At 70.1% G+C, this 23,232-nt stretch carries 19 protein-coding genes; 4 read left to right on the top strand and 15 right to left on the bottom strand.

What is annotated here, in order from left to right:
* Positions 1-898 (bottom strand): hypothetical protein (locus tag FAF44_RS39270; protein WP_237108448.1); only part of this gene is annotated, 898 nt, incomplete at its 3' end.
* A 469-nt stretch (positions 899-1,367) separates the two neighbouring features.
* Here FAF44_RS39270 and FAF44_RS39265 point away from each other — a divergent pair.
* The 3 genes from FAF44_RS39265 (at position 1,368) to FAF44_RS39255 (ending at position 6,107) form a co-directional block, all read left to right on the top strand.
* On the top strand, positions 1,368-2,489 hold the full coding sequence (locus tag FAF44_RS39265; RefSeq protein ID WP_237108447.1) for a PP2C family protein-serine/threonine phosphatase: 1,122 nt from the start codon (positions 1,368-1,370) through the stop codon (positions 2,487-2,489).
* Positions 2,490-2,540: 51 nt separating this feature from the next.
* Positions 2,541-3,704, top strand: a complete 1,164-nt coding sequence (locus FAF44_RS39260) for a histidinol-phosphate transaminase (protein ID WP_237108446.1) — start codon at positions 2,541-2,543, stop codon at positions 3,702-3,704.
* 99 nt (positions 3,705-3,803) lie between these two features.
* The gene (locus FAF44_RS39255) at positions 3,804-6,107 is read left to right on the top strand and encodes an excinuclease ABC subunit UvrA (RefSeq protein WP_237108445.1); all 2,304 of its coding nucleotides are present in this window, start codon (positions 3,804-3,806) and stop codon (positions 6,105-6,107) included.
* A gap of 32 nt (positions 6,108-6,139) precedes the next feature.
* Here FAF44_RS39255 and FAF44_RS39250 read toward each other — a convergent pair whose 3' ends face one another.
* The 3 genes from FAF44_RS39250 to FAF44_RS39240 are packed head-to-tail and all read right to left on the bottom strand — an operon-like array spanning position 6,140 to position 8,672.
* Positions 6,140-7,006 (bottom strand): hypothetical protein, encoded by an 867-nt coding sequence (locus tag FAF44_RS39250; RefSeq protein WP_237108444.1) that lies wholly within the window; start codon positions 7,004-7,006, stop codon positions 6,140-6,142.
* A 33-nt stretch (positions 7,007-7,039) separates the two neighbouring features.
* Positions 7,040-7,948 (bottom strand): LD-carboxypeptidase, encoded by a 909-nt coding sequence (locus FAF44_RS39245; RefSeq protein ID WP_237108443.1) that lies wholly within the window; start codon positions 7,946-7,948, stop codon positions 7,040-7,042.
* Positions 7,935-8,672 carry a Sir2 family NAD-dependent protein deacetylase gene (locus FAF44_RS39240; RefSeq protein WP_237108442.1) on the bottom strand — a complete coding sequence of 246 codons (738 nt, stop codon included), beginning with the start codon at positions 8,670-8,672 and terminating at the stop codon, positions 7,935-7,937. The genes FAF44_RS39245 and FAF44_RS39240 overlap by 14 nt, the downstream gene beginning before the upstream one ends.
* Positions 8,673-8,702: 30 nt before the next feature.
* On the opposite strand from FAF44_RS39240, the gene FAF44_RS39235 reads away from it, so the two are divergent.
* Positions 8,703-9,587, top strand: coding sequence for a sulfotransferase (locus FAF44_RS39235; protein WP_237108441.1), 885 nt, complete (start codon positions 8,703-8,705; stop codon positions 9,585-9,587).
* On the opposite strand, the gene FAF44_RS39230 is transcribed toward FAF44_RS39235, so the two are convergent.
* The 11 genes from FAF44_RS39230 to FAF44_RS39180 all read right to left on the bottom strand — a co-directional run bounded on the left by FAF44_RS39230 (position 9,559) and on the right by FAF44_RS39180 (position 23,159).
* Positions 9,559-11,448: an ABC transporter ATP-binding protein gene (locus tag FAF44_RS39230; RefSeq protein ID WP_237108440.1), complete on the bottom strand. Its 1,890-nt coding sequence runs from the start codon at positions 11,446-11,448 to the stop codon at positions 9,559-9,561. The genes FAF44_RS39235 and FAF44_RS39230 overlap by 29 nt on opposite strands.
* Positions 11,449-12,065: 617 nt before the next feature.
* The gene (locus FAF44_RS39225) at positions 12,066-12,881 is read right to left on the bottom strand and encodes an enoyl-CoA hydratase/isomerase family protein (protein ID WP_237108439.1); all 816 of its coding nucleotides are present in this window, start codon (positions 12,879-12,881) and stop codon (positions 12,066-12,068) included.
* Positions 12,882-13,004: 123 nt separating this feature from the next.
* Positions 13,005-13,220, bottom strand: coding sequence for a helix-turn-helix domain-containing protein (locus tag FAF44_RS39220; protein ID WP_020547488.1), 216 nt, complete (start codon positions 13,218-13,220; stop codon positions 13,005-13,007).
* A 113-nt stretch (positions 13,221-13,333) separates the two neighbouring features.
* Positions 13,334-14,932, bottom strand: a complete 1,599-nt coding sequence (locus FAF44_RS39215) for an ABC-F family ATP-binding cassette domain-containing protein (protein ID WP_237108438.1) — start codon at positions 14,930-14,932, stop codon at positions 13,334-13,336.
* Between the two features lie 113 nt (positions 14,933-15,045).
* Entirely contained in the window at positions 15,046-17,622 is a 2,577-nt protein-coding gene (locus FAF44_RS39210; RefSeq protein ID WP_237108437.1) for a Tat pathway signal sequence domain protein, read from the bottom strand.
* Complete coding sequence (locus tag FAF44_RS39205) at positions 17,619-18,239, bottom strand: rhamnogalacturonan acetylesterase (RefSeq protein ID WP_237108436.1); 621 nt, start codon at positions 18,237-18,239, stop codon at positions 17,619-17,621. The genes FAF44_RS39210 and FAF44_RS39205 overlap by 4 nt, the downstream gene beginning before the upstream one ends.
* A complete protein-coding gene (locus tag FAF44_RS39200) occupies positions 18,236-19,138 on the bottom strand; it encodes a carbohydrate ABC transporter permease (RefSeq protein WP_237108449.1) in 903 nt (300 codons plus the stop codon). Before FAF44_RS39200 ends, FAF44_RS39205 begins: the two co-directional genes overlap by 4 nt.
* A gap of 20 nt (positions 19,139-19,158) precedes the next feature.
* Positions 19,159-20,136 carry a sugar ABC transporter permease gene (locus FAF44_RS39195; protein ID WP_237108435.1) on the bottom strand — a complete coding sequence of 326 codons (978 nt, stop codon included), beginning with the start codon at positions 20,134-20,136 and terminating at the stop codon, positions 19,159-19,161.
* A 62-nt stretch (positions 20,137-20,198) separates the two neighbouring features.
* Positions 20,199-21,632, bottom strand: coding sequence for an extracellular solute-binding protein (locus FAF44_RS39190; protein ID WP_237108434.1), 1,434 nt, complete (start codon positions 21,630-21,632; stop codon positions 20,199-20,201).
* Between the two features lie 116 nt (positions 21,633-21,748).
* Positions 21,749-22,378, bottom strand: a complete 630-nt coding sequence (locus FAF44_RS39185; protein WP_237108433.1) for a YesL family protein — start codon at positions 22,376-22,378, stop codon at positions 21,749-21,751.
* Between the two features lie 124 nt (positions 22,379-22,502).
* Positions 22,503-23,159: a DUF1961 family protein gene (locus tag FAF44_RS39180; protein WP_237108432.1), complete on the bottom strand. Its 657-nt coding sequence runs from the start codon at positions 23,157-23,159 to the stop codon at positions 22,503-22,505.
* Between the last annotated feature and the right edge of the window lie 73 nt (positions 23,160-23,232).

The raw sequence follows: 23,232 nt of genomic DNA, 5'->3' as shown, positions 1-23,232 counted from the left end.
GGCACAGGTCGTGGGTGAGCAGCCCCCGCCGCACCGCCACGGCCAGCGCCGCCGACGCCCGTTCGAGACCGGCCCCCGTCTGGGCCGCGATCTCGGCGAGCGTGCGCCGCCCGTCGCAGTCGCCCGCGAACGCCGCCCCGTCGGGCGTCTCCCCCGTCCACGTCCTGCGCTGGGGCACCAGACCGGCCACGAGCGCGGGGTCGGCGAGCAGCCGCTGCTGCAACGCCTCGCCCACCGGGGCCGCCGGGTACGCCACCCGCCGCGGGCACACGTGGGCCCCCGCCCACGTGTAGCCCCCGTCGCGGCCGGGTGTGACGGCCCCGTAGCCGATCGGCCCGTAGCAGCCGGACGTCTCGCAGGAGGCGGACAGCCGCTGCACGAGTTCGGCGAGTTGCCGCCGGGTCCTGCCGCCCTTGGCCCCGTGCCGCAGGTCCCGGTAGAGGCCCGGCGCGGAGCACACGAGCGCGTCGAGGAAACGTTCGTCGGCGATGATCCCGGCGACGGCGGCCCTGGCGAGCGCGGCGTCGCCCGCGGCCAGGCCGTCCAGGGTGAGCCTGGCCTCCTCCAGCCGGCCGGTCACGTCGTTCCAGGCCGCCAGCCAGCCGTCCGGGCCCGGTGTGTCGTCGGGCAGCGGGCGCAGGTCACGCAGGCGGCTGCGCACGCCACGTGGCAGCCGCCCGCCTCCCGCCCGTCCGTCGGGCGCACCGGACGGGCGGGCGTCGGCGCCGCGGTCGGGCGCCTCGGCGAGCAGGCCCAGCGCCTGCCGTTCGAGCCGGACGACCTGCGCGGCGGTCTCCGCCGCCCGGGGATGGACGAGGGACAGGACGAGCTCCCAGGGAAACCCGGCGTTCCGGACGACGACGGCCGGCAACAGGGTCCAGTCGAGCTCGATGTCCATATGGGCAGCGCCCCTTTCCTGACGTGAATTAGACGATCCGCGTCTCAACTCAGATATTTACAAGATCATTTTCTTGTGTCAATGAGTTTGGAGATTAGAAGAAAATGAGAACCCGGTATGCCCCAAAGAAAGACCCCCACACCACCAGCAAACCCGCCAAACAGGGCGCGATCGTTTACTTTCCGTAGCCAATGGGCCTATCCTTGCAGCACACACGGTCACAGCCGCCCGTCGCCCACTCACAGAAAAACGCACGAATACGAATTCATCCGCCCGGCCGGCCGCCGATTTCGGTGCCATTCATAACGCGAGCGGAGCGATTCGGCGGCGACGTCCGGATAATCACGTCAATACGCGCCGCGGCGTTCCCGATTGAGTGTCGCGGACAAGGTGCGGTCAAGGGCGTGTGCCCGCGTGCCGGGCAGGAGAAACAGACTGATAGAAGAGGACAAGGGGGTGAAGCGGACCAGTGACGGACGACGGGAGGCGCGGCCGGCTCCGCGACGGGCCGCGCGTGAGCACGCCGGTGCTGGCGACGGGCGTCTTTCTGGTCACGGTGGTGGTGGTCGCGCTCGACGTGGCCACGGGCACGGCGGTGCGGCTGTTCCCGCTGCTGATCTTCCTGCCGGCGCTCGTCTCGGGGCTCGGCGAGGTGTGGCAGACGGCCGCCACCTCGCTCTGGGTGATCGTGGTGGAGATCGTCACCGGCGTGTACGTCGGCGTGCCGCCGGCGGACAACCTGCTGGCGTCCGGGTTCATGACGGTCTTCGGGGTGCTGAGCGTGCTCGGCTGCCGCTACCGCGTGCGGCGCGAGGAGGAGGTGTTCCGGCTGCGCTCGGCGTCGGCGGCGCTGCAGCGGCTGATCGTGCGCCCGCTCCCCCTGCGCACCGCCGACGTGCTCGTGGACGGCCTCTACCAGCCCGTCGAGGAGGACACGATGGTGGGCGGCGACATGTACGAGGTGGCCACCTCCCGCCATGGCACCCGCGTCCTGATCGCCGACGTCCAGGGCAAGGGCCTGCCCGCGATCGGCACCGCGCTGGCGGTGCTGGGCTCGTTCAGGGAGGCCGCCTACCGTGAGCACACGCTCACCGGCGTCGTGGCCGCCCTGGAGACCGCGGTGGTCAGGCAGAACGCCTTCGCCTCCCACACCGGCGAGCCCGAGCGGCTGGTCACCGCGCTCGTGCTCGACATCGGCAGGAGTCCCGTGGTCGAGGCGGTCAACTGCGGCCACATCGCCCCGTTCCTCATCCGCGACGGCGTCGCCTGCCAGATGGACCTGGGCGAGCCCGCCGTGCCCCTCGGCCTGGCGGCGCTGTCGACGACGCCGCGCCGGGGCGCGCGCTTCGCCTTCCCGCGCGGGGCGACGCTGCTGCTGTGCACTGACGGGGTGACCGAGGCCCGCGACCGCCACGGCGCGTTCTATCCCCTGGAGGAGCGGCTGCGCCTGTGGGCCCGCGAGCCGGGCGACGGGCGGCTGGCCGCCGCGCTCGGCGCCGACCTGCGCGCCTTCACCGGCGCGGCCCCGCGCGACGACATCGCGATCCTCACGCTCCGCAGGACCGACGAGCCGCCCCCCGTGAACCGCTGACGGCGTCCGCGCGTACCTCCACACGTCCGACACGTGGTCCCTGGAGGTGTCGTGGAGCTCGGTCTCTTGCGGGCACAGGCGCACAGCCCGTCGTACTTCTCACTGCTGCGCAGTTCGACGGGAGAGCGCCCGCCGGTGGACTTCTGCATCCCCTGCAACCCGTATTTCCCCACGCCGGAGATCTTCGAGTACCTCGGGAGGAACCTGGAGACGATCCTCAAGTTCTACCCCAGCGACGCGGGCACGATCGCCGAGGAGCTCTGCGCCACCCTCGGCCTGCACCCCAAGACGGTCGCGATGGGCAACGGCTCGACGGAGCTGATCACCTGGATCGACCACCTGCTGGTCCGCGACAGCCTCGCGGTGCCGATCCCGACCTTCGGCCGCTGGACGGACCAGCCGCTGGAGACGGGCAAGCGGGTCGACATGTACCCGCTGTCGGAGAGCCGCAACTTCGCGCTCGACGTGCACGACTACGTCTCGTTCATCCGTACGCGCGGCTCGCGGGTGGCGGTGATCTGCAACCCGAACAACCCCGACGGCGGCTACCTGCCCAAGCACGAGGTCCTCGACCTGCTCGACCGGCTCATCGATCTCGACCTGGTGATCGTGGACGAGTCCTTCGGCGACTTCGTGGACGCCGAGCCGTACCCGGGGGTCGCGGCCGAGGCGGCGGTGCGGCCGAACGTGATCGTGCTGCGCAGCCTCGGCAAGAACTTCGGCCTGCACGGCATCCGCTTCGGCTACATGGTGGCCAACCCGGCCCTGGCCGGCCGGGTGCGCGACGCGCTGCCCAAGTGGAACCTCAACTCGTTCGCCGAGGTCGTGGTGTTCATGATGCGGCAGTTCATGCCCGAGTACCAGGACAGCCTCACGCGGCTCGGCCAGGACAGGAGAGTGATGTTCCAGCAGCTCAGCACGATGCCGGGGCTGTCGGTGTTCGCCTCCCAGGGCAACTTCCTGCTGGTGCGGCTGCCGCCGGGGCACGACGGGGTGCCGCTGCGCGACCACCTGCTCACCGAGCACGGCGTGTACGTCCGCGAGTGCGGCAACAAGCTCGGCACCACGAGCCGGTTCCTGCGCCTGGTCGTCCGCCCCCAGGACGACGTGCGCCGGCTGCTGATCGGCATGACGCAGTTCCTGTACTCGGGCAGCCTGCACGAGATCCCCGTGACCGGCCTGCACCACCGGGCGGTCAACCCGATCTCCGCCTGAGCCGCCGAGCGCGCGACCTGTTCCACTCCGGGTGGGGGGTAAGCTGTCCCGGCTATCCCTTTACAGCATAAATAGTCAGCCCGATGAGGGAAGGATTCCGTGCTCTCCACCCACCAGGCCAGCACCGTCCAGACTCGCGATCACACCGCCGCCGACAGCCACGGCCACATCCAGGTCCGCGGCGCCAGGGAGAACAACCTCAAGGGCGTCTCCGTCGACGTCCCCAAGCGGCGTCTCACCGTTTTCACCGGAGTGTCCGGCTCCGGCAAGTCCTCGCTCGTCTTCGACACCATCGCCGCCGAGTCGCGGCGGCTGATCGACGAGACGTACACGGCGTTCATCCAGGGGTTCATGCCGAGCCTGGCCCGTCCGGACGTGGACGCGCTGCACAACCTGAGCGCGGCGATCATCGTGGACCAGGAGCGGATGGGCGCCAACGCCCGCTCCACCGTGGGCACCGCCACCGACGCCCACACCATGTTGCGGATCGTCTTCAGCCGCATCGCCGAGCCGCCGGTCGGCTCCGCCTCCGCCTTCAGCTTCAACACGGCCGACGGCATGTGCACCGAATGCGAGGGGCTGGGCAAGGCGTCCGAGATCGACGTGGACGCGCTGGTCGACAGGGAGCTGTCGCTGAACGAGGGGGCGATCAAGGCCCCCGGGTACGCGGTGGACAGTTGGCCCTGGCAGGTCGTGGCCGGCTCGGGCCTGTTCGACCCCGCGGTCAAGCTGACGGACTTCACCGAGCAGCAGTGGGCCGACCTGCTGCACAAACCCGCCGTCAAGCTCAAGTACGGGGCCAACAACTTCACCTACGAGGGCCTGGTCACCCGGGTCAGGCGCAGCTACCTGGGCAAGGACCGCGAGTCGATGCAGCCGGCCGCGCGGGCGTTCGCCGAGCGGGCGATCAAGCTCGCCCCCTGCCCGTCCTGCGGCGGCACCCGGCTGAACGAGGCCGCCCGCTCGGCCAGGATCGCCGGGCGCAACATCGCCGACTGCTCGGCCATGCAGGTCGACGACCTCGCCGAGTTCGTGCGCGGCATCGTCGACCCCCGGGTCGGGCCGGTGCTGGACGGGCTGCGCTCGACGCTCGACTCCCTGGTCGAGATCGGCCTGGGCTACCTGAGCCTGAACCGCGAGTCGGCCACGCTGTCGGGCGGCGAGGCGCAGCGGGTCAAGATGGTGCGCCACCTCAACTCCAGCCTCACCGACGTCACCTACGTCTTCGACGAGCCCACCGCCGGGCTGCACCCGCACGACATCGAGCGGATGAACCGCCTGCTGCTGGCGCTGTGCGACAAGGGCAACACGGTGCTCGTGGTCGAGCACAAGCCGGAGACGATCGCCATCGCCGATCACGTGGTGGACCTCGGACCGGGCGCGGGCACGGCCGGCGGCCAGATCTGCTACGCCGGCGACCTGGCGGGGCTGCCCGCCTCGGGCACGCTGACCGGCCGCTACCTCGACCACCGCGTACGGCTGCGCGAGGACGTCCGCAAGCCCACGGGCTGGCTGCCGATCAGGAACGCCACCCTGCACAACCTGCGCGACGTGAGCGTGGAGCTCCCGCTCGGCGTGCTCACCGTCGTGACCGGCGTGGCGGGCTCCGGCAAGAGCTCGCTCATCCACGGGCACGTGGCCGGACGCGACGGCGTGGTGGTGGCCGACCAGTCGCCGATCCGCGGCTCGCGCAGGAGCAACCCGGCCACCTACACGGGCGTGCTCGACCCGATCCGCACCGCCTTCGCCAAGGCCAACGGGGTCAAGGCGAGCCTGTTCAGCGCCAACTCCGAGGGCGCCTGCCCGGCCTGCAAGGGCATCGGCCTCATCTACACCGACCTGGCGATGATGGCCGAGGTGGCGTCGGTGTGCGAGGCGTGCGAGGGCCGGCGGTTCACCGCGGAGGTGCTGACGTACCGGCTGCGCGGCAAGAACATCAGCGAGGTGCTGGAGATGCCGATCTCCGAGGCCCGCGACTTCTTCCGCACCGGCCAGGCCGGCACGATCCTCGACCGTCTCGTCTCGGTCGGACTCGGCTACCTGGGCCTCGGCCAGCCGCTCACCACGCTGTCCGGCGGGGAGCGCCAGCGGCTCAAGCTGGCCATCAACATGGCCAGGAACGGCACCACCTACGTGCTGGACGAGCCCACGACGGGCCTGCACCTGGCCGACGTCGACCAGCTCCTGACCCTGCTCGACCGCCTGGTGGACGACGGCAACACGGTGATCGTGATCGAGCACCACCAGGCCGTCATGGCCCACGCCGACTGGATCGTGGACCTCGGCCCCGGGGCCGGTCACGACGGCGGCCAGGTCGTCTTCACCGGCACCCCCCGCGAGCTGGTCGGCGACGGCTCCACGCTGACGGCCGTGCACCTGCGCGACTACGTCGGGCGCGGCTGACCCTCGTCAGGCCGGGGACCGGGCGGACCGGCTCAGACCGCCAGGCGGGCCAAGACGCGCGCGAAGTCCGGCGGCGGCGCCACCACGAGCCTGGTCTGCCCGGCCCGGTTGACGATGTCGGCCCTGATGAGCGTCAGCCGCTCCGCGTGCCACCAGTGCACCTGGGAGCTGAGCCCGTCGGTGCGGGCGGCGTGCACCCGCAGCCGCTCGATCGCCCGCACCACCCCGATCCCGTCCACCGGATGCACGAGCAGCGTGTACGGATCGGGCAGCACGACCAGCACCCCGTCGGCGGGCACCGAGAGGTAGTCGTCCAGCCACCGCAGATGCGTGGCGGCCGACGGGGCGGAGGCGGTCAGCCGGGTGACGGGCGTGCCGGACAGCTCGATGTGCTCCACCCGCAGCCGGTCCTGCCCGCGCACGTTGGCGACGGCCAGGTCGAGGGCGTGCCCGGTGGGCACCGGCCAGCATCCGGACTCCTCCGGGCGCACCGGCCGCGACCCGGCGGTCAGCAGCTCGACCAGGTCGGCGTTCAGGTGACGGCCCACGACGCGGGTCAGGTCGGGCACCTCGTCCACCGACTCCACCCGGGTGCCCAGCAGCGGGCGCGCCTGCTCCAGGTCGCACACGTCCAGCCGTTCGCCGGCGGTGGTCACGGCGTGCGCGAGGTGCTCGGAGACCAGCATCGGCCAGTCCTCCCTGGCCCGCCGCCCGGCCTCGCGCCGCAGCCCGGTGAGCTTGACGACGAGGGCGGCGCCGCGACCGGTGAGGGTCACGGCGGAGCCGTCGCGGGCGAAGGCGAAGGAGTATCCGAGGGACTCGGCGACGAGCGCGAGCAACGAGTCGAGATCGACGTCCTCGACCGGCCGGCGAGAGGGCTCACGCCTGAACAAGTTCACGCGCCGTGTCCCTTTCTGTCGGATTCGTCCCTCCTACCTTGCCTGCTCCCCATTCCTGGTCGAGCCAGCCAGCGAGCACGATTCGGTATCGATAACACCAAGTGCGCCGAGCCAGACACTGATCTGCGGCGACCCGTGGCCGACCGGCAGCCCCGCCACGATCGGCACCCCGAGCCGCCCCAGCCGGTCCTCCAGCACCGGGTACGGATCACCGCACTGCTCCCACGACCCCAGCGTGATCCCCCGCACCCCGTCGAACACCCCGGCCTGCAGCAACTGGGTGAGCATCCGGTCGATCCGGTACGGCTCCTCGTCCACGTCCTCCAGGAACGCGATCGCGCCGGCGAAGGACGGCTGCCACCGCGTGCCGCACAGGGAGGCGAGCAGCGACAGGTTCCCGCCGCGCAGCACGCCCTCGGCCCGGCCCGGCGCCAGCACCCGATCGCCCGTCACCGTGTCGGCCTGGCCGAACAGCGCCGCGCGCAGGCTCTCCCACGTGCGGGGCTCGGGCCCGTCGTCGTCGCCCGCGATGACGTCGCAGGCGGCCATCGGCCCGTGCAGGGTGGGCACGCCCAGCTCGACCGCGAACGCGGTGTGCAGCGCCGTGATGTCGCTCGACCCGAGCAGCACCTTGGGTCCCTGCCTGCGCACGGCCTCCCGCATCGCGTCCCAGTCGAGCAGCGTGAGCAGGCGGGCCGCGCCGTAGCCGCCGCGGCAGCAGAACACGCCCGTGACGGCCGGGTCGCACCAGGCCGTCTGCAGGTCGGCGGCCCGGGCGGTGTCCTCGCCCGCGAGGTAGGCGAGCCCCTGGCGGTCGAGCGCGTGCTCGCCGGCCACCACCTTCAGCCCGAGCGACTCCAGCCGCCGGACGCCGCGTTCGAACTGCGCGGCGTCGGGCGGCCCCGACGGGGAGACGAGCGCGACGGTGTCACCTGGTCTCATCGATCAACTCCTTGACGAGCGCGGGCAGTGCCTGGCCGATCGGCTCGTTGACGACACGATCGGCGAAGGGATCATAGGGGGTCGGCTCGGCGTTCACGATCACGAGCCGGGCCCCGGCGTCGAGCGCCTCGCCGCACAGCCCGGCCGCGGGATGCACGGTGAGCGAGGTGCCGACCGCCACGAACACGTCGCACGAGCGGGCCGCGTCCTGCGCCGCGCGCAGCACCTCGGCCTTGAGGTTCTGGCCGAAGGAGATCGTGTTCGACTTCTGCAGGCCGCCGCAGCGCGGGCAGAGCGGGTCCTGCTCCCCCGCGGCCACCCGCTCCAGCACCTCCGCCATGGGCGTGATCAGGTCGCAGGTCAGGCACTCGACGCGGTGCAGGGTGCCGTGCAGCTCGATGACCTTCTCCGGCGCGGACCCGGCGCGCTGGTGCAACTCGTCGATGTTCTGGGTGATGAGGGCGCGCAGCAGCCCGGCGCGCTCCAGGTCGACCAGCGCGCGGTGGGCGGCGTTCGGCCGGGCCGCCCAGGCCGCGTGACCGAGCCTGGCCTGCCACGCCGCGCGCCTGACCTCGGGGTCGGCCACGTACCGGTCGATGGTCGCGCTGGCCGCCGCCTGCGGGTTCTTCGTCCAGACTCCCTGCGGCCCCCGGAAGTCGGGGATCCCGGAATCGGTCGAGACGCCCGCTCCGGTGAGCACCGACACTGACGTTGGCTCGTTCACGGGGAAAACGGTGTCACACTTGCTTTCCGTATGCGACTTCCGCCCCACATCCTCGTGGTCAACGGCATCAAGGTCCGCCGGCCGGTCTTCCTGCTCGGAGCTCCGCATTCCGGCGTCGACCTCCTGGCCCGCGCGCTGAAACGCTCACCCGGTTTCCACGTGACGATGGGCCGCGCGAGCGTGGCGCACGTGGTGTACGCCTTCGCCCGTAAGCCGTCCATCGCCCGCACCTCGGGGGCCGTGCGCGTCATGCGCGACGCGCTCGCCGAGTCGTGGCAGGTGCTCCCCCGCTCCTGCGGCGAGTGCGCCGAGCCGTGCCGCGAGGCCGGCGGCGTCACCGGCTGCGGCCCGTGCGTGTCGGCCGACGACGTCACCCGGTTCGGCGACGGCAGCCCCGACCTGATCTACAGCGCGACCGTGCTGCTCCAGTCCTTCCCCGACGCCCGGTTCGTCCAGCTCATCCGCGACGGCCGCGACGTGGTGGCCGGCATGCTGGGCGACCCGGCCTGCCTGGCCTGGTTCAAGCCGGCGATGGTGGCGGAGCAGACCGAGTTCCCCAACGCCTTCCTCGGCGTCAACAAGGACGAGCACCTCGATCGCTGGAAGACGATGCCGGCGGCCGGCAAGAGCGCGCTGCGCTGGCGCGGCGCGGTACGCATGAGCGCCGAGCTGCGCCGCACGCTGCCCGCCCCGCAACTGCTCACCCTGCGCTACGAGGACCTGGTGGACAAGCCGCCGCAGTCGGTCGCCACGCTGTCGGAGTTCCTGGAGACGCGGGTGTCCAAGGTCGTCCTGTACGACACGGCGGTGCCCAAGGTCGGCGCCTGGCGCACCCGGCTGCGCCGCGACGACCTGGTGCTGGTGGAGAAGGTGGCCAGGGAGGAGCTCAGGCGGCTGGGCTACCGGACGAGCTGAACTGCGTGCGGTAGAGCTCGGCGTACAGCCCGCCGCGCGTCAGCAGCTCCTCGTGCCGGCCGCGCTCGGCCACCCGGCCGTCCTGGATGACGAGGATCTCGTCGGCCTCCCTGATCGTCGAGAGCCGGTGCGCGATGACCAGCGACGTACGGCCCTCCAGCGCCGTCTTCAGCGCCACCTGCACGGCCGCCTCCGACTCGGAGTCGAGGTGGGCGGTGGCCTCGTCGAGCACGACCACCCGCGGCGCCTTCAGCAGCAGCCTGGCCAGCGCCAGCCGCTGCTTCTCGCCGCCGGACAGCCGGTAGCCGCGATCGCCGACCACGGTCTCCAGCCCGTCGGGCAGGCCCTCGACCAGCTCGCCGATCTGCGCGGCCCGCAGCGCCCGCCAGATCTCCTCGTCGCTCGCCCCGGGACGGGCGTAGCGCAGGTTGGCGCCGATCGTGTCGTGGTACAGGTGCGCGTCCTGCATGACCACGCCCACGGTGTCGCGCAGCGAGCCGAGCGTGGCGTCGCGCACGTCGAGGCCGTTGATCCGCACCGCGCCCTCGTTGACGTCGTAGAGCCGCGAGACCAGCGAGGTGATCGTGGTCTTGCCCGCCCCGCTGTGCCCGACGAGCGCGACGAGCCGGCCGGGCGCGGCGGTGAACGACACGCCCTTGAGCACCGGTTCCGCCGGGCCGCCGGTGTCCTGCCTGGCCACCGACTCCAGCGAGGCCAGCGAGACCTCCTCGGCGGACGGGTAGCGGAAGCGCACGTCGTCGAACTCGATCGTGACCGGGCCGTCGGGCACCGGCACGGCGTCCGGCTTCTGCGCCACCATGGGCTCGAGGTCGAGGATCTCGAAGACGCGGTCGAAGCTGACCAGCGCGGTCATCACGTCCACGTGCACGTTCGACAGGGACGTGAGGGGGCCGTACAGGCGCATCAGCAGCGCGGCCAGGGCCACCAGGGTGCCGAGCTCGAAGGCGCCGGAGACCGACAGCACGCCGCCGATGCCGTACACGAGGGCGGTGGCCAGCGCGGCGATCAGGCCGAGCGCGACCCGGAACACCGTGCCGTACATGCCGACGGTCACGCCGACGTCGCGCACCCTGGCCGCCCGCGCGCCGAACACCTGGGCGTCGTCCTCCGGCCGGCCGTACAGTTTGGCGACCATGGCGCCGGCCACGTTGAAGCGCTCGGTGGTGACCGAGCTCATCTCGGCGTCGAGCTGCATCTGCTCGCGGGTCAGGGCGGACATGCGGCGGCCGACGTACTTGGCGGGCACCACGAAGATCGGCAGCAGCACCAGCGCGACCAGGGTCACCTGCCACGACAGCGCCAGCATCGCGCCCAGCACCAGGACCAGGCTGACCACGTTGGCGACGACGGAGGACAGCGTGCTGGTCAGGGCGCGCTGGGCGCCGATCACGTCGGTGTTGAGCCTGCTGACCAGCGCGCCGGTCTGCGCGCGCATGAAAAACGCGACCGGCAGGCGCTGCACGTGGTCGAACACCTCGGTGCGCAGGTCGTAGATCAGGCCCTCGCCGATGCGCGCCGAGAACCACCGCTGCACCAGCGTCAGCCCGGCGTCCACGAGCGCGAGCGCGCCGATGGCCACGGCCAGCCAGATCACCACGCCGGCCTGCCTGGGCAGGATGCCGTCGTCGATGATCGCCTTCATCAGCAGCGGGTTGGCGACCACGATCACCGCTCCCGCCACGACGAGCAGCAGGAACGCCGCGATCTGCCGCGTGTACGGACGGGCGTAGCGCGCGATGCGCCGCACCGTGCCGGGCCGCAGCCGCTGCTTGGTGACCGATCCGTCGCGCCGCAGCGAGACCATCATGCCGGGGCCGAAGCCCCCTCCCATCATCGCCATCCGGGGGATCCCTCCTCCTCCGCCGGAGACAGCGCCGCCGGGGCGCTTGGGGATTCCCGGCTCAGCTCACCGCGAAACCCGGCCCACCACGAGACCACCTCACCGCGAAACCCAGCTCACCGCGAAACCGGGCCCCGGCGCGAAACCCAGCTCACCACGGAACCCGGCCCCGGCGCGAAGGCGCCGGGCCGCCCGCGCGGCATTGCCTCTGGACGCGCCCTGAAGCGGCCTCTGAGCGCCGAGGAGACGTACTCCCGCATATCAGGCCCAACCCACCCTCCACGGGCGGCACAGCCCCTCAGAGCCGGGCAACGACCGGAAAGCGTTCGCCGCCGCCGCACGTCACCCAGGCGTTCCCTGAGTGCCGAATCAGCCGCTGAGTGCCCGATCAGCCCGTTGAGCGGCGAATCAGACCTTGAGCGATGAATCACACCTCCGACCACCGGATCAGCCCCTGATCACCGGCTCAGACCCTGAGCGGCGAATCAGACCTCGCGCGGCCGATCACACTTCGCGCGGCGAATCACCCCTCGAACGGCCAATCGGCCCTCGCAAGCCGGATCAGACCTCGCGGGCCGATCGCACCGCGCGTGAAGAATCAACCGAAGAGCGCCGGTTCAGCCGAAGAGCGCCTTGATGCGGGCCGCCTGCTCGATCCCCTCGGCCCTGCTCTGCTCCTCCAGGGAGCGGGCCCGCGCGCCCTGGAGGAGCCTTTTGGTCGCCACGGCCGCGTCACGATTGGTGGACAGCAGCGCGGTGACCTTCTCGCGTACCGCTTGATCCAGGTCGCTCCGGGCGACCACTTGCTCCGCGAGGCCGATGCGCATGGCCTCGTCCGCGTGCACGGTCCTGGCGGTCAGGCAGATGTCGATCGCCTTGGCCAGGCCCACCAGTTCGACCAGGGGCTTGGTCCCCGTGAGATCGGGCACCAGGCCCAGTGCGGGCTCTTTCATGCAGAACGAGACGTCGTCGGCCACGATGCGCAGGTCGCAGGCGAGCGCGAGCTGGAATCCCGCTCCGATCGCGTGTCCCTGCACCGCGGCGATGGAGACGATCTCCGGGCGGCGCAACCACAGGAAGCCCGCTTGGGCCTGCCGGATGCGCTGCTCGAAGCCGGCGTCCTCGCTTGCGGCCGCCGAGCTGAACGAGCCCTGTCCGGGCACCCCCTCAGATGTGAACATTCGCAGGTCGATACCCGCTGAGAAGGACGGTCCCTCACCTTTCACGACGACGACGCGCACCTGCTCGGGCAGGCTCTCGCCGATGCGAGCCAGTGCCGACCATGTCGCGAACGTCTGAGCGTTGCGCTTGTCCGGCCGGGCCAGCGTGATCGCCGCTATCTCACCGTCCACCTCGAATCGGACCGCGCCCTCTGCCGTGGCAGGGCCGTCGTCCGCATTCCCCCCGCGCTGTCGCGCCTGCGCTTCCGCCATCGCCCGCTCCTTCGTCCGGAGTGCTGACCGTCGCGCCCGAGCCTACAGAACATCGTTCTGGCCCGGACGCGACGGTGGCTGACTAGGGACGGGCGGCTGCGGTCGCACGTTCCAAGGCGGCCGTCAGCGCTTGGACTTGCCTCGAGTCGCCCCGCCGCGCCCACGCAGAGTCACACCGGACTCGCTCAGGATGCGGTGGATGAACCCGTAGGACCGACCGGTCGAAGCGGCCAGCGCGCGAATGCTTTCGCCCGCGGCGTAGCGCTTCTTGAGATCGCCGGCCAGTTTTTCCCGGTCGGCCCCGGTGACCCGGGTGCCCTTCTTCAGTGTCTCGGCCACGAGTACCTCCTGTAGTGCCGGACTTCCGCAGCGTTACTCCGCCATGATCAGTCATTTCAGCGGGATCGGCTACCTACTCCACGGGAAAAGATCCGTACCCACTCAAATTAAGATCAGGCAAGTGCCACAAGATCGGAAAATTCGTCGCTCCATGCGTCTTCAGTTCCGTCCGGTAGCAAGATCACCCTATCCGGTGACAGGGCGTCAACGGCACCCTCGTCATGTGTGACTAGGACGATTGCTCCTGAATACGACCTCAGGGCGTTGAGAACCTGCTCGCGGCTGACCGGATCGAGGTTGTTCGTGGGCTCGTCGAGAAGGAGCACATTGGCGCTCGACAGAACCAAGATCGCAAGTGCGAGCCGGGTCTTCTCACCGCCGGACAGAACTCCGGCGGGCTTGTCGACGTCGTCGCCGGTGAACAGGAACGAGCCGAGCACCTTGCGCAACTCGGTGTCGGTGAATTCGCCGCCCGCCGAGCGCATGTTCTCCAGCAGCGTACGGCCGGAGTCGAGGGTCTCGTGCTCCTGCGCGTAGTAGCCGACCTTCAGGCCGTGGCCGGGCCGGACCGCGCCGGTGTCGGGGGCCTCCAGGCTGCCCAGGATGCGCAGCAGCGTGGTCTTGCCCGCGCCGTTCAGCCCGAGGATGACGACCCTGTGACCTCGGTCGATGGCCACGTTGACGTCGGTGAAGACCTCCAGCGAGCCGTACGACTTGGACAGCGCCTCGGCCGTGAGCGGGGTGCGCCCGCACGGCTGCGGCTCGGGGAAGCGCAGCCGCGCGACCTTGTCGCTCTGGCGCTCCTCCTCGGTGCCCGACAGCAGCCGGTGGGCCCGGCGCATCATGTCCTGGGCCGCCTTGGCCTTGGTGGCCTTGGCGCGCATCTTGTCGGCCTGCGCCAGCAGCGCCCCGGCCTGCTTCTCGGCGTTGGCCCGCTCGCGCTTCCTGCGCTTCTCGTCGGTCTCGCGCTGGGCGAGGTAGGCCTTCCAGCCGACGTTGTAGTGGTCGATCACCGATCGGTTGGCGTCGAGGTGCAGAACCTTGTTGACCGTGGCTTCAAGAAGACCGACGTCGTGGCTGATGATCACCAAGCCACCTTGATGACTCCGCAAAAAATCACGAAGCCACCCGATTGAGTCCGCATCTAGGTGGTTTGTGGGCTCGTCGAGAAGGAGAGTTTCCGCTCCGCTGAAAAGAATTCGCGCCAATTCCACGCGCCTGCGCTGGCCGCCGGAAAGCGTTTGCAGGGACTGCCCCAGCACCCTGTCCGGCAGACCCAGACTGGAGGCGATGGAGGCGGCCTCCGACTCGGCCGCGTACCCGCCCAGGACATGCATTTGATCTTCGAGCCGCCCGTACCGCCTGACGGCCTTCTCCCGGGTGCGCTCGTCGGCGGAGGACATGCCGCCCTCGGCCTCCCGCAGCTTGCGGATGACCTCGTCGAGGCCGCGCGCCGACAGGATACGGTCGCGGGCCAGCACCTGGAGGTCGCCGGTGCGGGGGTCCTGGGGCAGGTAGCCGACGCTGCCGGTGGTGTTGACGGTGCCGGCGGCGGGAATGCCCTCACCCGCCAGCACCTTGGTCAACGTCGTCTTGCCCGCGCCGTTGCGGCCGACGAGCCCGATCTTGTCGCCGGGGTTGACCCGGAACGTGGCTTTCTCGATGAGCAGGCGCGCGCCCGCGCGCAGCTCGATATCAGTTGCGATGATCATGGTGACCGGAACACTCCCGAGCTAGGAAACGAGGATTGGGCGTGCGCCGCCGGTCAATCGGGAGTATGCATACCGATCAGTGTAGGGCTCCCTGCGGGAGCCCCACCTCCTCGTTAACGTTCCGTCAGGTGCTCGCCGATCAGCACCAGGTTGTGAATGGCGGCCAGGCCGTACTGCGCGGCGCTGTTGGTGCTGACGAACGGCGCCTCGAAGACCGGGTGCGGCACCTCCGGCCCGTCCACCAGGGTCAGCTCCCACTTCTCCTGATGCTGCAACGGGTTGCGGTTGAGCTGGTCGCCCTCCCCGAGGCGGAACTTGCGCCAGGCCCACGCCGCCAGTTCGGCGTCCCCGGTCCGCGCCGCCGCGTACGCCGTGAGCCGGCTGTGCGCCTGGATCAGCGAGATGCCGCTCAGCCGCTGCCCCACCTCGGCCTCCTGCTGCTCGGGCGGGGCCAGGTAGAGCCGGCAGTACTCCAGCCAGGCCGCCTCGAAGCCGGGCACGTCCAGGTCGAGCGCGATCAGCTCGGCGCACATCTCCGGCAGCCCGAACAGCGACGACAGGTGGGAGATGGAGATCCGCTCCCGGGAGGTGTCGAAGCGGCCGGTCGCCAGGTCGAGGCGGCCCTCGCCGGTCAGGAAGCGGCGCGGCATGGCGGCGATGCCGGCCATCGTGCCCAGCAGCCGGTCCCTGGCCCGCTCGTCCCCGTGCCGTTCCCACCTGGTCAGCCAGGCCGCCGCCAGGGAGCCCCAGTCGGTGCCGAGCCCGACCGACAGCGCCGACGGGTCCGGGGTGTAGACGTCCTCGCGCACCTTGCGCAGCGGGTCGATCGCCAGGAACGTCTCCTCGGGGACGCTCAGCTCGTCCATGAGGTCGCCGGTGCGCTCGTCGGCGGTCAGGTAGTAGTAGAAGCGCCGGTAGGCGGCGTTCGAGATGCGCAATTGCTTGCAACTGCAGCCCCAGTGCTGCACGTTGTGGCGGCTGCCCAGCCCCTTCCACCGGCCCAGGTGGTAGACGTCCACCTCGCCGGTGTGGCGGGTCATCGACTCGGCGAACCGGAAGACGTCGGCCCGGCCCGTGCGCAGGTACTGCAGCCACAGCCACAGGTCGGGTGACAGCTCGGAGTTGTCCCAGGCGTAGCCGCCGACGTCGTAACGCCAGGTGTGCCGGTCGCCGTCGTAGGTGTGCATGACGTCGCCGTAGTCCCAGAAGCCGTACCAGCGGCGCTGCTCGCGCTCGCGTACGTACAGGTCGAAGAGGAAGCCGAGGCGGTCCTCGATCTCGGCGCGCGCCGGGGTGGAGCGGTCGGGCAGGCCCCAGACGCCGAAGACGCCCGCCTCGCGCACCCGCTCGGGGCTCGCGGTGAGCAGGCCCGGCTCGTCGAGCGCCGCGGCGTGCGCGGCCAGCTCGCCCGCGGACGGCGTGGCGTCGTGGACGCGCAGGCTCAGCTCGTGCGTACGCGCGATGCCCCGCGGATCGCCGAACCCCGGCTCGTAGTCCTCGTAGGTGATCTCCAGCCCTTCGAGCTGCTCCTCGAAGGTGTCCTGGCCCATGCCGTCGTGGTAGAAGCGCAGGTCCATGGCCGGCGCGGACGGCGACCACAGCCAGACGGTGACGGTCGCGGCGGCGGTGGCGGCGTTCCTGACGTCGAGGCGGGTGGGGTGCAGCCGCCAGAAGTCGCGCAGCCCGAAACCGAGGCCGCCGCTGACGCCGCCGACGTAGCCGTACCCGGCGGAGCGGGCGCCGGCCGGGATCGTCACCCAGGCGTGCCCCTCCTTGGTGCGCTTGCGCAGCGTGTAGCCGTCGGCGGAGCCCTGGTCGAGGGTGTAGTCGTTCCAGGCCGGGATGAGGTGTGCCCGGCTCGCGACCTCGGTGGCGAGCTCCCCGGCCGGGCGGCCGTCGACCTGGGCGCGGCGGGCGGCCTCGCCGGGGTCGAGGCGCAGGCCGGTCAGCCCGCGCACGGCCTCGGTGAGGAAGCCCGCGCCGCCGGCCAGCCGGACGTGCCGGTCGTGCAGGTCGTCCCGCATGATCACGTCGGCGCGCAGGCCGAGCCCGGCCAGGAAGTCGCGCTCGGGATCGCCGTCCCAGACGAACGTGTGCATGATCCGCACCTGCTCGGCTCCGGCGTAGAAGTACAGGCGCACGGTGAACGGCAGCCAGTCGCCGTGCCGGCCCTCCAGCCGCACCACGGCGCGCACGGGACCCTCCTGCTCCACCGTGACGCTCTCGACGACGCCCGCGGCCTGCTCGCGGGCCACGTGACCGCCCTCGTCGGGGGTGGGCTCGGCCTGGCGCAGGCTGACCAGGCGCACGTCCTTGGCGATCTCACGGCCCCCGCGCGAGATCGACCGGGCGATCTGGCCGCCGCCGATCCTCCAGGTGACGACGCCCGTGCTCACCACCAGGTCGCGGCGCTCGCGGGTGACGGTGACGACCGGGCCGGCGGCTCCGGGCGCGCGCCCGGGTTCGAGCCGGTAACCCGTGGAGTGGGGGCGGGCGCCGATGGCGTGGGCCGTCCACTTGACCGAGCCGTCCGGCCAGGTGGCGCTCACCCAGCTCTGCACGGACACCTGGCCGCCGTCGGCGTCGGCCAGCGCGAACGGCGTGCCGCGCCCGACCGTGCCGCGTGGCCACGGGACTCCCCAGGTCACCCCCTGATCTCCAGGTCGATCCAGCCAGCCGAGGTCGGTCATGCGATCTCCTTCAGTCGCTCGGCGACGATCGCGGCCACCTCGTCGGCGCCGCGGAAGCAGAAGTGGGTGTCGTCGGCCACGCCGTCCGGGTGGAGCGGGTGCGTGCCGGGCGGGAAGTGGGTGAACAGCGTCCTCGATCCCTCGGGGCCGAGGCGTTCGTACAGCTCCGTGGTGGCGGCGGTCAGGTCGATGAGCGGCACGCTCTCGGCCGCGGCCAGCTCGCGCACCCGCTCGGGATAGTCGCCGTGCGTCGCGACCAGCCGCCCGGCCTCGAACCTGCGCCGCTGCACCGGCGTGCACAACACGGCCGACGCGCCCGCCCCCCGCGCCTCCCGGACGAAGGCGCGCAGGTTGTCGCGGTAGGGCAGGCCGGGCTCCTTCTGGTCGTTGTGCCCGAACTGGATCACCACGACGTCACCGGGCACGACCTCGCGCAGCAGCGCCGCCCACAGCCCTTCGGCGCGGTGGCTGGCCGTGGTGGCGCCGCCCTTGGCGAAGTTGCGCACCGGGCCGCCGACGTACGGCCCGAGCTGCGCCCCCCATCCGGACATCGGCGCCTCGAAAGCCGGGCAGGAGGCGACCGTCGAGTCCCCCGCCAGCAGCACGGTCCGGCTCACTCCTTGACGCCTCCGATCAGCACGCCCTTGGCGAAGTGCTTCTGCAGGAACGGGTAGAACAGCAGGATCGGCAGCGTCGCGATCACGATGACGGCGAACTTCAGGCCCTGCTCCGGCGGGATCCAGGTCCGGTCCATCTGCGCCAGGGCCGCCGCGGCGTCGGTGTTGGTGAGCTGGCGGACGAGGATCTGCAGCGTCCACTTGTTCGGGTCGTTGACGTACAGCAGCGGTGACATGTAGTCGTTCCAGATCGCCACCGCGTAGAACAGCGAGAACGTCGCGATGATCGGCTTCGACAGCGGCAGGACGATCCTGAAGAAGACGCCCATCTCGTTGCAGCCGTCGATCCTGGCCGCCTCCTCCAGCGCCTGCGGCAGCTCCTGGAAGAAGCTCTTGACGATGATCAGGTAGAACGGGTTGATCGCCAGCGGCAGGATCAGCGCCCAGTAGCTGTCGAGCAGCCCCAGGTCGCGCACCACCAGATAGGTGGGGATCATGCCGCCGGAGAAGACCATCGTGAAGATGACCAGGTTCAGCACCAGGGTGCGGCCCGGCAGGTACCGCTTGGCCAGCGGGTAGGCCATGGTGAAGGTCAGCAACACCTGCACCACCATGCCGACGGCGGTCACGAACACGGTCGTGAGCAGCGACCGCACGAAGGTCGGGGTGGCGAAGATGTACTCGTACGACTCGGTGACGATCTTCTCCGGCCACAGGAAGAACGGCCGGGAGACGATCTCCGGCTCACCGGCGAACGAGGCGGCCAGCACGTACAGCAGCGGCAGCACCGTGATCAGCGCCAGGCCGACGAGCACGATGACGTTGAGCGCGTCGAACACGCGGCTGCCGGGCGAGCTGTTGTTGTTGACCGCGAGCGGCTTGGGCTTGGTCTCGGTCATGGTGGTCACGGCCGGCCTCCTCAGAACAGTCCCCGCTGGCCCAGGCGCTTGGCCAGCCAGTTGGAGCCGAAGATCAGGATGACGCCCGCCACGCCCTTGAACAGGCCGACGGCGGTGGAGTAGCTGTAGGAGGCGTTCTGGATGCCGGCGTAGAAGACGTAGGTGTCGAACACGTTGGCCACGTCGCGGTTGAGCGAGGTGGTCATCAGCCAGATCTGCTCGAAGCCGGTGTCCAGCAGGTTGCCGGAGGCGAGGATCGCCATCACGACGACCGTCGGGCGGATCGCGGGCAGCGTGACGTGCCAGAGCTGACGGAAACGGCCGGCGCCGTCCATGCGGGCGGCCTCGTACAGGTTGGGGTCCACGCCGGCCAGCGCGGCCAGGTAGATGATCGTGCCCCAGCCGGTCATCTTCCAGAGCTGCTGGAGGATGATCAGCGGGCGGAACCACTCCTCCTGCGCCATGTAGTCGATCTTCGCGGTGTCGTTCAGGAACTCGCGGATCCACCCGGACAGCACGCCGAAGTCGGCCGCGAACAGCACGTACGTCAGCGACGCGACGATCGTCCAGGACAGGAAGTGCGGGATGTAGATGAGCGACTGGATCGAGCGCTTGAGGATGTTGAGCCGCAGCTCGTTCAGCAGCAGCGCCACGACGATCGGCGCGGGGAAGACGAAGACCACGTGCAGCAGCGCCAGGAAGAGCGTGTTGAACAGCAGCCTGCCGAAGTCGCCGCCGGTGAACAGGGCCTCGAAGTGCTTCAGGCCCACCCAGGGGCTGCCGGAGTAGCCGAGGAACGGCAGGAAGTCCTGGAAGGCGATCGTCACGCCGTACATCGGGAGGTACTTGAAGATCACGAAGTAGGCGAGGCCCGGCAGGAGCATCAGGTAGAGCCAGCGGTAACGCAGGAGCGCGGTGCCCAGCGGCACCTTGTCGGCCCTGCGCTTCCTGGCCTTGCGCGCCGCCTTCGCGGGAGGCGTCGCCAGGTCGGTGGCCACAGCGGCCTCCTTTCAGATGAGGGGCCTGGACGTCGCCGGGCCCCTCACGCGGGGGGTGGTGACTACTTGGGGAGCTTCGCGAGCCCCTCGTTGATCTCCTTGATCACCTGGTCACCGCCGCTGTCGTGCCAGCGCTTGATCTCGGCCTTGAGGCCCTCCTCGTCGATCGCGCCCGACAGGAACTTGACCCGGGCGTCGGAGACGATCTTGTCGATCTGCGCGCCCTTCTCGATCTGCGTGGCGGAGATGACGGGCAGCGCCAGGTTGTGCACGGCCGTCTTGAGGTCCTCCTCGACCAGCTTCTTCTGCAGGTCGAGGATGTCCCGGTAGGGCTGGCCGGACGGCACCCGCTGGTAGGCGATGCCGCCGATGTCGACCGTGCCCTTGGTGCCGAACTGCACGAACGCGTCGTCCACGTTGTCCTGGACGGTCTTGACGGCGGGGTCGTCCTCGTTGATCAGCGCGGCGGTGTCGCCGTTCTCGACCTCGAAGTTGCGGCCCTCGATGCCGTTCTGCAGCAGGATCTGGCCCTCCTTGGTGGCCAGCTTGTCCAGCGTCTTCAGCACGTTGTCCAGGTCGGCGTCGGTGCGCACGCTCTGCTTGGAGATGGCCAGGGAGTCGGCGTAGCCCGTGAACGGGTAGGAGAACTTCTCGGTGTCGGACTTGGCCATGTTGCCGACCATGGTGACCTTGTCGCCGTAGTCCTTGTCGCCCGACTCCCGGTACAGGTCGAAGAGCTGGCGGGAGCGGATGTTCACGTCGATGATCATGCCGCCCCTGCCGTGGAAGAACGGCTCGTTCCACTTGGCCGAGTCGAGGGTGGCGAAGTCGGGGTTGACCAGGCCCTCATCCACCATCTTCTTCAGCCACTTGTTGGCCTCGACGAACTCCGGCGTGTCGAACCCGGGCACCACCTTGCCGTCGCGCTCGCCCCAGCCGGTCGGTGCGCCGAACCAGGTCTCGATCACGTCGTACGGGCTGGCGCTGGCGTAGTCACCCGGCCACTTCGGGATGATGAGGCCGTAGGTGTCCTTCTTGCCGTTGCCGTCGGGGTCCTTCTCCGTGAACGCCTTGGCGACCTGGTAGAAGTCCTCGATCGTCTTCGGCTCCTCCAGGCCGACCTTCTTCAGCCAGTCCTTGCGGATGACGACCGCCGAGCGCAGCAGGGGGCGCATCCGGTACAGGCCGTATGTCCGGCCGTTGATGGAGGAGTTGAGCGCCGACTGGGCGTCCGCCGGCTTGAGGTTCGGGTACTTGTCCAGCTTGTCGGTCAGGTCCCAGAACGCCCCCGCCTGCGCCGCCTTCACGAACGCCGGCATGTGCGGGTCCACCACCACGACCTGCGGAATGTTGTCCGAGGCCAGCGTGACGTTCATCTTCTCGCTGTACTCGGCGTTGGGCACCCAGGTGACCTTGAGCTTCTTGCCGAGGAACTTCTCCAGGGCCTGCTGCATCTCACCGGTCGGCTCCGGGGCCGTGCCGAACAGCTTCGACATGAACGTGATCGTGTTCGGGTCGGTCTGAGGCGCGCTGCCACCGCCCGAACAGGCCGAGGCGGTGAGAGCAGCCGTTAGCGTTAACACGCCGACGAGGAGCCGACGACGGGGTGCGCTCATGAGTTCCCTTTCGAATGCAGGCGCGCCTCGTTCTCCTGGAAGAAGCGCTGGCAGAGCCACGTGTTGAGATAGATCCAGGCGCCGAAGCTGACCAACGGCGCCAGGAGGGGCGCCGCCGAGGTCGCGAAGGCGATGGCCGAGAGCGCTAGCAGCAGGATCACGGTCGAGGCCGGACGCAGCAGCGCCAACTGGACCGCCTTGGGCCAGTAGGCCAGAAGCGGCAGGTCGTAATGCGCGTAGAGCGGCCCTACGTACGCCCCCGCGCCGGCCAGCGCGATGAGGGCCACGAAGCTCGCGATCCGCAACGCTCCGAGGTCGGGCCCGAGGGCGGAGAGGTAGAGGTAGTTGCCCACCAGCACGACGGCGACCAGCACCGCCGGCAGGACCAGCAACGAGGCCCGGACGAATTCCCGCCGGTAGACGGTCCAGAATTCAGGCCGAACCTGAAACGTTTCATTACGGGTATGCCTCCGCGCCAGGGTGTAGGCGGCGACGGTGGCCGGCCCGATCCCGAGAATCACGCCTCCGGCGAGGGTGAACACGAGCCAGATCAGGTTCAGGCGGACCGCCCAGATGACCTCTGAGCAGGCAGCTTGAATCCTGAACGACATGGCGGGATGGTTCATCCGGCACCACCTTCTCGTGGCGTGTGCACGGATACGGGGGTGGAGTATTGCACCGTGGTTCCTGCCCAGTTACAAGCGAGTGAACGGCGGGTTGGTGCGAAATTAGTGTTGAATCGACTCAAAGTCAATGACGAGATACGCGGAGATTTGCGTACTCTCCGATCAGCGGAGCCATCTGCCGGAACCCGATCTTGCCCCCTGCCAGGGCCGGACCGCCGATCGACCCGTCGTCCTCCCAGCGGAACGAGACCAAATCGTTGATTGAGAACGTCACCGCGCCCGCCGCCACATCGATCCGCATCGCGTAGGGCCCCTCGGCGTCCATCACCCCCGGCAGCGGATCCGCCCCCTGGGCGACCAGGTGAAACCCGTGGCTCTTGCGCAGGTTGCAGGTGTGCAGGGCCCGCTCCGAGGCCCACCTGCGGCGGAAGTAGGAGACGTGGTAGGCGTCGATGTCGCCGTGGTGGTACTGCTCGTACGGGCCGTCCCGCCCGGCCAGGTCCGGATCGAACAGGTCCTCGCCCGCCCGCCCCCTGGCATGGAAGAACATGATCGCCAAGCCCGGCTCCCTGACCGGCCAGAACTCCCACTCGACGCGGACGTCGGCCGGGAACTCCTCCGGACACCACAACACCAGGTTGGCCGCCTGCCCCTCGGACGCAGGACGCAGACTCTCCAGCCTGAGCCGCCCCTGCGGGAACGACATCACCCCGTCCCCCTCCATCCGGAAGCCCGCGAGATCGCGGGGGCCGGCGAGGGCGTTCCGGTAAATCTCAGACACAGGCACACTCCTTGTCAGGGACGTCAGAACCGGCAGCACCGAACGGGCGACACCTCACGGCCGCTCCCTCCAC

The organism is Nonomuraea sp. MG754425, from assembly GCF_021699195.1.
Classification (GTDB): Bacteria; Actinomycetota; Actinomycetes; order Streptosporangiales; family Streptosporangiaceae; genus Nonomuraea.
This window is presented reverse-complemented; position numbering and strand designations above follow the sequence as displayed.